General features: G+C 71.4%; 8 protein-coding genes and 1 tRNA gene. 7 read left to right on the forward strand and 2 right to left on the reverse strand.

Translation table 11 applies throughout. The annotated features are described in order from the left end of the window. Positions 1-41 precede the first annotated feature (41 nt). From ACIBO8_RS03010 to ACIBO8_RS03030, 5 genes are all read left to right on the forward strand, one after another. Positions 42-1,439 carry a class II fumarate hydratase gene (locus tag ACIBO8_RS03010; RefSeq protein WP_396113392.1) on the forward strand — a complete coding sequence of 466 codons (1,398 nt, stop codon included), beginning with the start codon at positions 42-44 and terminating at the stop codon, positions 1,437-1,439. Between the two features lie 66 nt (positions 1,440-1,505). After that, the gene (locus ACIBO8_RS03015) at positions 1,506-3,152 is read left to right on the forward strand and encodes a S8 family serine peptidase (RefSeq protein ID WP_396113393.1); all 1,647 of its coding nucleotides are present in this window, start codon (positions 1,506-1,508) and stop codon (positions 3,150-3,152) included. Between the two features lie 78 nt (positions 3,153-3,230). Next, a complete protein-coding gene (cysS, locus tag ACIBO8_RS03020; RefSeq protein ID WP_396113394.1) occupies positions 3,231-4,646 on the forward strand; it encodes a cysteine--tRNA ligase in 1,416 nt (471 codons plus the stop codon). After that, positions 4,646-5,761 carry a 23S rRNA (guanosine(2251)-2'-O)-methyltransferase RlmB gene (gene rlmB / locus ACIBO8_RS03025; RefSeq protein WP_396113395.1) on the forward strand — a complete coding sequence of 372 codons (1,116 nt, stop codon included), beginning with the start codon at positions 4,646-4,648 and terminating at the stop codon, positions 5,759-5,761. Before cysS ends, rlmB begins: the two co-directional genes overlap by 1 nt. Before the next feature lie 79 nt (positions 5,762-5,840). Continuing rightward, positions 5,841-8,948: an Hsp70 family protein gene (locus ACIBO8_RS03030; protein ID WP_396113396.1), complete on the forward strand. Its 3,108-nt coding sequence runs from the start codon at positions 5,841-5,843 to the stop codon at positions 8,946-8,948. A gap of 46 nt (positions 8,949-8,994) precedes the next feature. On the opposite strand, the gene ACIBO8_RS03035 is transcribed toward ACIBO8_RS03030, so the two are convergent. Continuing rightward, positions 8,995-10,080 (reverse strand): ABC transporter ATP-binding protein, encoded by a 1,086-nt coding sequence (locus ACIBO8_RS03035; protein WP_396113397.1) that lies wholly within the window; start codon positions 10,078-10,080, stop codon positions 8,995-8,997. Positions 10,081-10,256: 176 nt separating this feature from the next. On the opposite strand from ACIBO8_RS03035, the gene ACIBO8_RS03040 reads away from it, so the two are divergent. Together ACIBO8_RS03040 and ACIBO8_RS03045 are read left to right on the forward strand one after the other, a co-directional pair. Next, positions 10,257-10,333: transfer RNA gene (locus ACIBO8_RS03040), tRNA-Thr, on the forward strand. A 410-nt stretch (positions 10,334-10,743) separates the two neighbouring features. Further along, complete coding sequence (locus ACIBO8_RS03045) at positions 10,744-11,646, forward strand: hypothetical protein (RefSeq protein WP_396113398.1); 903 nt, start codon at positions 10,744-10,746, stop codon at positions 11,644-11,646. A gap of 61 nt (positions 11,647-11,707) precedes the next feature. Here ACIBO8_RS03045 and ACIBO8_RS03050 read toward each other — a convergent pair whose 3' ends face one another. Next, positions 11,708-12,442 (reverse strand): class I SAM-dependent methyltransferase, encoded by a 735-nt coding sequence (locus ACIBO8_RS03050; RefSeq protein ID WP_396113399.1) that lies wholly within the window; start codon positions 12,440-12,442, stop codon positions 11,708-11,710. Between the last annotated feature and the right edge of the window lie 6 nt (positions 12,443-12,448).

Consider the following 12,448-nt stretch of genomic DNA (forward strand, 5'->3'; position numbering starts at 1 on the left):
GATCAACTGCGAGGCGGTCGCCGCGGGGGCAGGATGGAGCGGTGACGACTGACGAGAGCGGATTCCGGATCGAGCGCGACACCATGGGTGAGGTCCGGGTGCCGGCCGCCGCCCTGTGGCGCGCGCAGACGCAGCGTGCCGTGGAGAATTTCCCGATCTCCGGGAGGGGGCTGGAGCCCTCGCACATCCGGGCGCTGGCTCGCATCAAGGGGGCGGCCGCGCAGGTCAACGCGGCCCTCGGGGTGCTCGACGACGACATCGCCAAGGCGATCTCCACCGCGGCGGCGCACGTGGCGGACGGCGGTTACGACGACCAGTTCCCCATCGACGTGTTCCAGACGGGCTCCGGCACGTCGTCGAACATGAACACCAACGAGGTCATCGCCACGCTCGCCTCCCGGGAGCTGGACCGGCCGGTGCACCCGAACGACCACGTCAACGCGTCGCAGTCCAGCAACGACGTCTTCCCGTCCTCGATCCACCTCGCCGCCACCGAGGCCGTCACCCGCGATCTCGTCCCGGCCCTGGAGCATCTCGCCGGGGCACTCGAGGCCAAGGCCTCGGCCTGGGCCGAAGTCGTCAAGTCCGGCCGCACGCATCTCATGGATGCGACGCCGGTCACCCTGGGGCAGGAGTTCTCCGGGTACGCGGCTCAGGTGCGCAACGGCGTCGAGCGGCTCGAGGCCTGCCTGCCCCGGCTCGCCGAGCTGCCGCTGGGCGGTACGGCCGTGGGCACGGGGGTGAACACGCCGCCCGGGTTCGCCGCCGCGGTGATCGAGCGGCTGCGGGAGAGCACCGGGCTGCCGCTGACCGAGGCTCGCAACCACTTCGAGGCGCAGGGGGCGCGGGACGGCCTGGTCGAGGCCTCCGGGCAGCTGCGGGTGGTGGCGGTCGGCCTCTACAAGATCGTGAACGACATCCGGTGGATGGGCTCGGGGCCCCGGGCCGGCCTGCGCGAGCTGCGCCTGCCCGACCTGCAGCCGGGGTCGTCGATCATGCCGGGCAAGGTGAACCCGGTGGTGCCCGAGTCGGTGCGCCAGGTGGTCGCCCAGGTCATCGGCAACGACGCGGCGGTCGCCTTCGCCGGCACGCAGGGCGACTTCGAGCTCAACGTCATGCTGCCCGTGATGGCGCGCAACCTGCTCGAGTCGATCAAGCTGCTGGCCGCGGCGGCGCGGATGCTCGCCGACCGCTGCATCGACGGGCTCGAGGCCGACGAGGAGGTCACCCGGGCGTACGCGGAGGGATCACCCTCGATCGTCACGCCGCTGAACCGCTACCTCGGGTACGACGAGGCCGCCGCGATCGCCAAGCAGGCGCTCAAGGAAGACAAGACCATCCGGGCGGTAGTCATCGAACGTGGACATGTCGCCGGTGGCACTCTGACCGAGGAACAGCTGGATTCGGCGCTCGACGTCCTCCGGATGACCCGGCCCTGAACGATCGGCGGCCGAAGGAGACGATCAACCCTTGTGAATGATCGTCTCCTTCGATGGAATGCGGAGATGAGAAGACGCCTGACGGCCGGGGCCGTCGCCACCGCGACGAGCCTCGCCGCCCTCCTCGTCGGACTGCCCACCGCGCCGGCGAGCGCCGCCACCGCCATCGAATACACCGTTGTCGCCGGCGACGGGATCTCCACGTCCGACGCCATCGCCGCGATCACCGCGGCCGGCGGCACGGTGCTGTCCACCAACACCGCCGTGGGGACGTACAAGGTCACCTCGTCCGCCGTGGACTTCAAGGCCCGCGCCGCGCGGTCCGACGCGCTGATCGGTGCCTCGGCCAGCAGGGCGATCGGGTACGCGCCCAAGGTCTCGCCGGCCGTCGAGCAGCCGGTCACCGAGGCGCTGCACGGCCGCGGCCCGAACGGCGCGACGACGCCCGACCCGCTCGACGACAAGCTCTGGGGCCTCAGGATGGTCAAGGCCGACAAGGCCCGCGCCATCGAGAAGGGCGAGCGCGGCGTCACCGTCGGCGTGCTCGACACGGGGCTCGACGCGTCCAATCCCGACCTCGCGCCCAACTTCAGCACCCGCCTGTCCCGCAACTTCGCGCCGGACCTGGTGGACATCGACGGCGCCTGCGAGGTCGAGGGCTGCGTCGACCCGGTCGGCACCGACGACGGCGGCCACGGCACTCACGTGGCCGGCACCATCGCCGCCGCCGCCAACGGCTCGGGCGTGTCCGGCGTCGCCCCGAACGTCACCCTGGTCGAGCTCAAGGGCGGTCAGGACTCCGGCTACTTCTTCCTCGACCCGGTGGTCAACGCGCTCACGTACGCGGGCGACGCCGGCATCGACGTGGTCAACATGTCCTTCTACGTCGACCCGTGGCTCTACAACTGCAAGGCCAACCCGGCCGACGCACCCGAGGCGCAGGCCGAGCAGCAGGCGATCATCACGGGCATGAAGCGGGCGCTGAACTACGCCCACAGCCACGGCGTCACTCTGGTCGGCGCGCTGGGCAACCAGCACGACAACCTGAACGACCCGCAGGAGGACGTGAGCAGCCCCGACTACGGTTCCGACCCGTACCAGCGGACGATCGACAACAGCACCTGCTTCACGCTGCCCGCCGAGGGCCCGCACGTCATCGGCGTGTCGGCTGTCGGCCCTTCGAAGTCGAAGTCGCAGTACTCCAACTACGGCACGGAGCAGATCGGCGTCGCCGCGCCGGGCGGCTTCACCCGGGACTTCTTCGGTACGCCGCAGTACAACAACGCGGCGAACAACATCCTGTCGACGTACCCGCTGAAGGTTCTGCAGGCGAGCGGGGCGGTCGACGCCGCCGGCAACCCGGTCAGCCCGACGGTGTTCAAGGACTGCACGAGCGGCACCTGCGGCTACTACACGTACCTGGCGGGCACCTCGATGGCGTCGCCGCACGCCGCGGGCGTCGCGGCGCTGATCGTCAGCCGGTACGGCCACCACGACTGGTGGCGGGGCGGCCTGACGATGAACCCCGACCTGGTGGAGGCCCAGCTGTACCGTACGGCGGAGAAGACCGCGTGCCCGGAGCCGCGCCTGCGCAGCTACGCGAACGAGGGTTACACCGCCGAGTTCGACGCGTATTGTGCCGGACCGAAGGCGTTCAACGGCTTCTACGGGCACGGCATCGTCGACGCGTACAAGGCGGTCGGCGGCCGCTGACCCGGTGGTGGACCACCGCCCCGTCCGGGCACTCGGACGGGGCGGTTATCCGCTTTCGAAGGTCGGTACCCTTGTACGGTGACCCTCAGGCTGCACGACACCGCGACCCGATCCGTCCGGGACTTCGTCCCGAAGACGCCCGGTCAGGCCGGTATCTACCTCTGCGGTCTGACCGTTCAGTCGGTGCCCCACATCGGCCACCTGCGCAGCGCCGTCAGCTACGACGTGCTGCGGCGCTGGCTGATCCACTCCGGCTACGAGGTCACCTTCGTGCGCAACGTCACGGACGTGGACGACAAGATCCTGGTCAAGTCGCTGGAGACCGGCCGGCCGTTCTGGGCCATCGCGTACGCGAACAAGCTCGTCCTCGACGCCGACTACCGCGCGCTCAACGTGCTGCCGCCGACGTACGAGCCGCTCGCCACCGGCCACGTCCCCGAGATGCACGAGCTGATCGAGACGCTGATCGCGGGCGGGCACGCGTACGCGTCGGCCGAGGCCAACGGCGACGTGTACTTCGACGTGGCCAGCTACCCCGAGTACGGCGCGCTGTCCGGGCAGAAGCCCGAGGACATGCTGTCGGCCGGGGAGGCGCCGGAGCGCGGCAAGCGCCACCCCGAGGACTTCGCGGTCTGGAAGGGCCTCAAGGCCGACGAGCCCGCCGACGCCTCGTGGCCCTCGCCGTGGGGCCGCGGCCGGCCGGGCTGGCACATCGAGTGCTCCGCGATGGCGCGCCGCTACCTCGGCGACGAGTTCGACATCCACGGCGGCGGGCTCGACCTCACGTTCCCGCACCACGAGAACGAGATCGCGCAGTCGCGCGCGGCCGGCCTGCCGTTCGCCCGCTACTGGGTGCACCACGCGCTGCTCAACCTCGGCGAGGCCAAGATGAGCAAGTCGCTGGGCAACGTCATCGACGTCGAGGCCGTGCGGGCCATGGGCATCCGCCCGGTCGAGCTGCGCTATTACCTCGGGGTGCCGCACTACCGGTCGCGCATCGACTACTCCGATGACGCGTTGCGGGAGGCGGCCACGGCCTACAAGCGCATCGAGGGCTTCGTGCAGCGTGCCGTCGAGGTGGTCGGCCCCGGCCGGCCCAAGGAGGTCCCGCCGGCGTTCGCCGCGGCGATGAACGACGACCTCAACACCTCGGCGGCGCTCGCGGTCGTGCACGACACGATCCGCGAGGGCAACACCGCGCTGGCGGCCTCCGACGAGACCGGCGTACGCGCGGCGCTGACCGAGGTCCGGGCCATGCTCGGGGTGCTCGGGCTCGACCCGCTGGACGAGGCGTGGGGCGGCGGTGAGACCGGCGGCGACCTCAAGCCGGTGGTCGACTCGCTGGTGAAGCTCGCGCTGGAGCAGCGGGCACAGGCGCGGGCACGCAAGGACTGGGCGGCGGCCGACTCGGTTCGCGACCAGCTCAAGAACGCGGGAATTCAGGTGGAGGACACTCCGACCGGGCCGCGCTGGACGGTAGGAGAGCAGCACTGATGCCAGGAAACTCCCGTAACGCGAGCAAGCGCGTCACGTCGAAGAAGGGCGCCGCGGCGGGCTCCGGCGGCAAGAACCGCGCCGGGCTCAAGGGCCGTGGCAAGACCCTGCCCGCCGACGAACGACCGTGGCACAAGGGCTACTCCGGCACCGAGAAGCTGCCCGAGAAGACCGCCCGTAAGCAGGAGAAGGAGCGCCGCGCGGCGGCCGCCGAGGGGCGCGCCCCCAAGGTCGGCATCCCCGGCACCAAGGACACCACCTGGGGTCGCGGCGGCGGCCGTGCCACCGGACGCCCGGCCCCGCAGCGCGGCGCACGGATGCAGAGCCGCGGTCCCCGGATCGCCCCCGGCCGTCGCTCCAACCCCACCAAGGAAGGTCCGGAGCTGCTGCTCGGCCGCAACCCGGTGGTCGAGGCGCTGCGCGCGCTGGTTCCGGCGACCGCACTGTACGTCGCGCAGGGCATCGACATCGACGAGCGGATCACCGAGATCGCGCGTACGGCCGGCGACCGCGGCATCCCGATCCTCGAGGTCAGCCGCAACGAGCTCGACCGGATGACCGGCGGGGTGCTGCACCAGGGCGTCGGCCTGCAGGTGCCGCCGTTCGCGTACGAGAACTTCGACGACCTCGTGGCCGCCTCGATGGAGCAGACAGCCCCGCTGCTGGTGGCCCTCGACGGGGTGACCGACCCGCGCAACCTGGGCGCGGTCATCCGGTCGGTGGCCGCCTTCGGCGCGCACGGCGTCTTCGTGCCCGAGCGCCGCGCGGCGGGCATCACCGCGACGGCCTGGCGCACCAGCGCCGGTGCGGCCGCCCGGGTGCCGGTCGCCCAGGTGGTCAACCTGACCCGGGCGATCAAGGCGGCCCAGCAGGCCGGCTTCACCGCGATCGGCCTGGACGCGGACGGCGAGACGGACCTCTACCAGCTCGAAGCCGCGGTCGGCCCGCTGCTCGTGGTGGTCGGCTCGGAGGGCCGCGGACTGTCCCGGCTGGTCGGCGAGACGTGCGACCTGCGGGTCAGCATCCCGATGGCCTCCACGGTGGAGTCGCTCAACGCGAGCGTCGCCGCCGCGGTCACCCTCGCGGAGGTTGCGCGCCGCCGCCTGTACGGCTGACGCCCCGTCGGATCCTCGGGTGGTCGTACCCGCCCTGTAACGTGGCGGGCCGAGTGGTCCGTTGGCGGAGGGGCAGCGCATGCTCGGTGTTGACCTGGGCACATCCCACACCGTCGCCATGCTGCGCTGGCCCGACGGGCGGGTACGACCGCTGCTCTTCGACGGCCGGCCCCTGCTGCCCTCGGCGGTCTACCTCGACGCGACCGGCCGCCTGCACGTGGGCCACGACGCCGTACGCCTCGGCTACGCGGAGCCTGCCCGCCTCGAACCCAACCCGAAGCGGCACGTCGACGCGGGGAGCGTACTGCTCGGCGGGGCGGAGGTGCCGGTGCCCGATCTGCTCGCCGCGCTGCTCGAGGCGGTGGCGCGCGAGGCCGTGGCGGCCGCCGGCTTCCTGCCACCGGCGGTCGTGACCTGTCCGGCCGCATGGGGCACGGAACGCCGCAATGTCCTCACCCAGGCCCTGGCGCTGGCGGGCTGGCCCCCGGCGACGCAGCTCGTGTCGGAGCCGGTGGCAGCGGCCCGCTACTTCGCCGAGGTGCTGCGGCGGCCGGTGCCGGTCGGCGCCGCGCTCGGCGTGTTCGACTTCGGCGGCGGCACGCTGGACATCGCCGTGGTCCGCAACGAGGGCGCCGGACCGGACGGCCGGGCGCGCTTCGAGGTGGTCTCCTCCGGCGGCCTCGACGACCTGGGCGGCCTCGACATCGACGCGGCCCTGGTCGGCCACGTCGGCATGGCGCTGGCCTCGTCGGAGCCCGCCGCCTGGTCCGCGCTGCGCGAACCGGTGACGCTTCCCCAGTGGCGTGCCCGGCGGCAGTTCTGGGACGACGTCCGTGGCGCCAAGGAGATGCTGTCCCGTACGGCGCAGGCACCCGTCGCCGTGCCGGGCGTCGAGCATGCGGTGCACCTCACCCGCGACGAACTCGAGATGGTGGCGGCCCCGCTGATACGCCGAGGCGTGGCGGAGGCCGACGCGGTGGTGAAGGCGGCGGGGCTGAGCCCGGCCGACCTCGCCGGCCTGTTCCTGGTCGGCGGCTCGTCACGGGTGCCGCTGGTGGCGCGCCTGCTGCACAGCGAGCTGGGCGTCGCTCCGACGGTGCTGGAGCAGCCCGAGCTCCCGGTGGCGGAGGGGGCGCTCCTGGCCGCGGTCCCGGCCGACTCCACGCCGGCGAAACCGTTCCGAGCGGCGGCGGTGGAGCCGATGGTGGACACAGTCGCCCACGGCGGGCCGGCGCCGACCGGCACCGGCCTGCACACCGAAGCCGCCGGGCCGCTCACCGAGGAGACCGGTGCGGCCGCTGCCCCGGGCCCGTTCACCGCCGCGTTCGGGCCGCCGACCTCGCCCGCTGCCCCGGGTCCGTTCACCGCGGCGTTCGGGCCGCCGACCTCGACCGCCGCCGGCCTCCCCACCCCGGCCGACCTGGCCCCCGCCGCCGGGCCGTCCGCCCCCTCCTCGCCGGCCACGGGCCCGTCCGGCGCCGGTTCGTCCGCCGCGGGCCCGTCCGGCGCCGGTTCGTCAGACGCGGGCCCGTCCGGCGCCGGTTGGTCCGCCGCGGGCTCGTCCGGTGCCGGTTCGTCCGCCGCGGGTCGGGGCTCCGCCGGCCGACAGGATGCGCCCGCCGCCGGCCCGTCGACCCCCGGCCGCTCGGCCGCAGGGCAGCCGGGAGACGGCGGCGCGGAACCGCAATATGCCGAGCCCGTCGATCCCTGGGCCACCGGCGAGGCGGCCGCGATCGCCGCCGGCAGTGGCGCCCCGTTCGTGCTGCCGACCTCGGGTGCACCCGCCGAGCCCTGGCTCGCCTCGGCCGCTCCGTCGGCGGAACGGAAGCTCCCGGCGTACCGGAGAAAGGGTCTCTGGATCGTCGCCGCCGCGACCGTCGTCGTGCTCGGGGTGGCCGCGACCGCGGCCGTGCTGCTCTGGCCCGGATATTCCGCATTGGACTACCAGCCGCTGAGCGACGCGAAGCGGGTGAAGCCGGCCGTGCCCGTGACCTCGGCGTTCTCCGCCGCCGCCCTGCGGGATGATCGCGCCTACTTCGCGAGCGCCGACGACACCGGGCAGCTGGGTGTCGTCGCCGCCGATGCCGGCACCGGCAAGACGGAGTGGAGCAGCAAGGAGGCCGGGGTCGCCGCCGGCTGGGAGTTCTTCTTCTCGCTGCCGCACGCCGTCGTCGCGATCAGCGACACCGACAGCGACACCGGGTCGCGCCGCATGGTGCTGCTCGATCCCGGTAACGGCCACAAGATGTGGGAGCGGCGGATCGCGAGCAACGACGACATGCTCTTCGCCGGCGACACCGCGGTCCTCGTCGACCGCACCGAGCTCCGCCTCGTCGGCCTCCAGGTCCGCGGTCAGGGCAAGGTCGCGTGGGAGCTCAAGAACCCCAAATCCGAGTACGGCCAGAGCACCAAGGTCGTCACCGCCACCACGGGCGACGACCTGGCCGGGGCCGCCACCACCGGCGGGGTGCCGTTCGCCGCGCCGATGGACGACGATGAGCGGCTCGTGCAGATCGGCGCCGACCGGTCCGCCCGGGTGATCGACGCGCGCAACGGGCACGTGGTGGCCGGGCCGCGGCAGAGTGTGGCCGACCCGGACGACGAGGTGATCGCGCACAACGGGCGGCTGATCGTGGCCGAGTCCGCCGAGACCCGGCGGATCGTGGCCTACGACCTGGGCAAACTCGGCGAGCCGAAGGTGCCCTACACGGCTCCGGCCGACAGCTCGCTCGAGCATCTGACCCCGTGCGGTGACGACCGGGTCTGCTTCGTGCAGAAGACCGCGTACGACAGCAAGACGGCCAAGGTCGTGGCGGTCGACGTCGCCAAGGGCGGGGTGCTGTGGTCGCGGGCCGTGACGGAGGCCGACAATCTGGTGCCGGTCGGCGAGTCCGTGCTCGTCGCGCAGAACACCTCACCCGGCCAGACGACGCTCCTTGACGGCGACGGCCGCGTCTCGTGGGCCCGGGCCGGTGCGGCCGCCCGGCTGGACGGCGGCAACGTGCTGCTCTTCTCGAAGGCGCTGTCCACGTCGCCGGATGACCCGGCGCTCTCCGGCGAGCACCTCGGTGACCCCGCGGTGCCGCTGGGCTCGCTGGCGGACGTACGGTCGGCAACCTGCGCCTGGGATCAGCAACACCTGGCGTGTGTGGCGGCCGAGGACTTCGTCGTGCACACGTTCGCGTAGAAGGGCGGCTCCCCGGAGGGAACCGCCCTTCGTCACGTACGTGTGGTCAGATGCGCTCGCCCGTGGTGGCGTTGAACACGTGCACCTGCTCCGGCTGCGGCTTGATGAACACCGTCTCGCCCATGGAGGGCATGTTGCGCCGGTCGGTGCGGACGACGAACCGCTCCGAGCCGCCGTCGAGGGCCGCGTGGCCGTAGACGTTGGCGTCCGAGCCGAGGTCCTCGACGAGGTCGACGACGACCGGCAGGCCACCCGCGGTCGGGGCGACCAGGTCGGTGGCCTCGGGGCGGAAGCCGATGGTGACCTTGCCGCCGCCGGACTGGGCGGCGGCGACCTGCTCGCGCGTCAGCGGCACGGCCAGCTCGGCGAAGCTCGCGCCGGCCTCCTGCAGTGGCACGGTCTTGATGTTCATGGCGGGCGAGCCGATGAAGCCGGCGACGAAGACGTTGCCGGGGGTGTCGTAGAGCGCCCGCGGGGTGTCGCACTGCTGCAGCACACCGTCGAGCATGACGGCGACCCGGTGGCCCATCGTCATGGCCTCGACCTGGTCGTGCGTGACGTAGACGGTGGTGATGCCGAGCTTGGCCTGCAGCGTCGCGATCTGCGAACGGGTCTGCACGCGCAGCTTCGCGTCGAGGTTCGACAGCGGCTCGTCCATGAGGAACACCTGCGGCTCGCGGACGATGGCCCGGCCCATGGCGACACGCTGACGCTGACCGCCGGAGAGCGCCTTCGGCTTGCGCGAGAGGTACTCGTCGAGCTGAAGCAGCTGGGCGGCCTCCTTGACCCGGCGGTCGATCTCCGACTTCGGGGTCTTCCGCAGCTTCAGGGCGAACGCCATGTTCTCGTACACCGACATGTGCGGGTACAGGGCGTAGTTCTGGAAGACCATCGCGATGTCGCGCGACTTCGGGGGCAGGTTGGTGACGTCCTTGCCCTCGATGAGGATCCGGCCGCGGTCGACGTCCTCGAGGCCGGCGAGCATGCGCAGGCTGGTGGACTTGCCACAACCCGAGGGGCCGACCAGGACGAGGAATTCGCCGTCGCCGATCTCGAGGTTCAACTCGTTGACGGCGGGACGGTCGGAGCCCGGGTAGATCCGGGAGGCCTTGTCATAGGTGACGGTAGCCATGGGGAATCGACTTCCTTTCCACCGGCAGGAACGTGCCGGACGATCCGAGTGGGAGGAACGCGTACGGCGGGCCGCACGCCCCGCCACCGTAAACTTTTTTTCATGTTCTGCCAAGGTGCGATACCGCCCCGGGCGTTTCGGGTGGTGGCGGGGTCAGCAGCTATGCTGAGGCCCTTGCCCCTGTAGCTCAGTTGGCCAGAGCACCTGTCTTGTAAACAGGATGTCGTCGGTTCGATTCCGACCGGGGGCTCCAGAGAATGGCCCTGACCAGTGGACGAGCTGATCTGGGCCGCATGATCGCTCCGTGAGGGCTTTAGTAGGGCAGCTGTTACTTCCCCGCTGCGCGTCGAAGTGCTCACGCGGCCCGAGCGCGGGGCTCCCAGGGAGTCACCCCTTCGGGGAAGCGGCCATGATGACACGGTGAGTAATCGATCTGCAACAGATCATCCTGAGCGGCCTGGTCGTGCGAGGCATGGCGGGAGAGAGCGCCTGGCGACGTTCTTGCTAGGGACCACTGGTGGACTGGCCATCAATATCATCAGTAACGACTACCGCTGGCGGGCTGTAGCGGTCGCCGCGGCGGCCGCAGCAGTTATGGCGGCGGTGATCCGGCTGCGTCGGCTGCCCACGAGGTCGTTGGTTGTGCGCTGGTCCGCTCGGAGCATGCTTGTTCTGGCAGTCGCGGCGGTGTTGCTGGCCGGGCTGGGTCCTGCATGGCTGGCGCCATGGGCTGCAGGTGCGGTCGTCTTGTTCACCGCTGGAGCGACGCTTACGTCGATTGATCACATCGCTGGGTTCGGCCTGCTGTTGCATGCTTCTGTAGTCGGTATCGGGGTCGCGGCGATCGGTCAGGGCCTCCACTGGGTGCTCGGCCGTGAGTCTCAGCTCGGCGTGGTGTTGTTCGTCTTTGGCGTGACAATGGTCGGCTCGGTCGCTGCCGTATGGATGAGCGGCGATACCGGTGCCCTGGTGGCGGTCATCGCCGTCGGGGTCATGGTGATGATCATGGGTGTCATCGCGCTGAACCGCGGTGCAGCCGGCCCTGGTTACGCTGGTGTTGCCGTGGCGCTGGCAGCGATCATCATCGGCGTCGCTAAGTTGCTTTATGGCGACACCGGCCTCCACTGGGGCTCCATCTCCGCCGGAATATTGACGGCGGGTGGCGGCCTCGCCTGGCTGATCTACAGCGGCACCGCGTTCGCGGTAGGCATCGTCGTGTTTGCGGTGTGCCTCGTTGGTGTAGGCGCCGCTGGGCTCGCACGTAGCGCAGTTGCACAACCGCTAGCCGTTATTGCCGGTGGGATGGCAATCGGAAGCATGGGCGTCCTCGCACTTCTTCAGGGCAACTTGGTGCTCGGCTTGGCGGCCATCGGTGTAGGGGTGGCAATCGGGGCGCTCGCCATCATCCTGCTTGCGAGAGGGGATGTTGGTCGACGTCTGGCGGCGCAATGGGCGCGCGCCACAGCGGATCCCGCCCGCGCTGCAGCTCTTTCGGCCGCTGCCGGTGGATCGCCGCTGGATTCGGAAACTGAGGGGCCGCCGCCGCCGGATCGCACCACTGGGTGAGCATGCACGTCCTGCAAGGTCCAATCTCGGTCGATAGCGGGCTCGATTCCAGGCAGGGGCCTCAGATGCCCGGCAAGCGCAGCACCAGCAGATCCAAACAGTCGATCAGCGGCCGATGGGGATCCGCCTGAGCCGCCGCCCGCAGCCGTTCCAGCCCGGCGGCGTATTCCTCGTCGGTGATGAGCTGCAGCGGCGTGTGAGCCGCACGGCGGAATCCGTCAGCCGCCGCCGCCAATGACGGCGCCGACAGTTGCGGTACGGCCTCGACCGGGTCGGCGTGGAAACCGGCGAAGGCCTCCTCGACGTCCGCGACGCCGGGGAAGGTGTCGAGCACCCGGGTCGCTTCGGGCCACCAGCGGAACAGGGAGATGCCGTCGGGGCGACCCGCGAACGCCGAGCGGATCAGCACTCTGCCGCCCGGCCGCAGCACCCGTCGCAGGGAGCGGGCCAGGCCGGCCAGGTCCGGAATGTGGTGGATCACGGTGGAGAGCCAGACGACGTCCACCGATCCCGCCCGCAGCGGAAGGGCCAGCGCGTCCCCTCCGATCATCGGCGAGAAGCCGGAGCGGGCGCGCATGCTCGCTGAGGGCTCGACCGCCACCACCTGCAGCGCCGGGAACCACGTCGCGAATTCGCGGGACCACATGCCCGTGCCGGCGCCGATGTCCAGGAGCGTTCCCTGGGGCGGGACGTGCCGGGTTACGGCGGTTCGCCATTCGTCGAGACCGGCGGTGGGGAGGTGGCGGGTGGCGGCGAAGGCGGCTGCGCTGCTGTCGTCGTACGCGATGCGGGCCATGGGGTG

The sequence above is a fragment of the Actinoplanes sp. NPDC049681 genome (assembly GCF_044465265.1).
Taxonomy (GTDB): Bacteria; Actinomycetota; Actinomycetes; order Mycobacteriales; family Micromonosporaceae; genus Actinoplanes.

Coding starts and splice junctions, on each gene's coding strand:
- ACIBO8_RS03015 (WP_396113393.1), top strand. CDS start 1,506: ATGAGAAGACGCCTGACGGCCGGGGCCGTCGCCACCGCGACGAGCCTC.
- rlmB (WP_396113395.1), top strand. CDS start 4,646: ATGCCAGGAAACTCCCGTAACGCGAGCAAGCGCGTCACGTCGAAGAAG.
- ACIBO8_RS03030 (WP_396113396.1), top strand. CDS start 5,841: ATGCTCGGTGTTGACCTGGGCACATCCCACACCGTCGCCATGCTGCGC.
- ACIBO8_RS03035 (WP_396113397.1), bottom strand. CDS start 10,080: ATGGCTACCGTCACCTATGACAAGGCCTCCCGGATCTACCCGGGCTCC.
- ACIBO8_RS03045 (WP_396113398.1), top strand. CDS start 10,744: ATGCTTGTTCTGGCAGTCGCGGCGGTGTTGCTGGCCGGGCTGGGTCCT.
- ACIBO8_RS03050 (WP_396113399.1), bottom strand. CDS start 12,442: ATGGCCCGCATCGCGTACGACGACAGCAGCGCAGCCGCCTTCGCCGCC.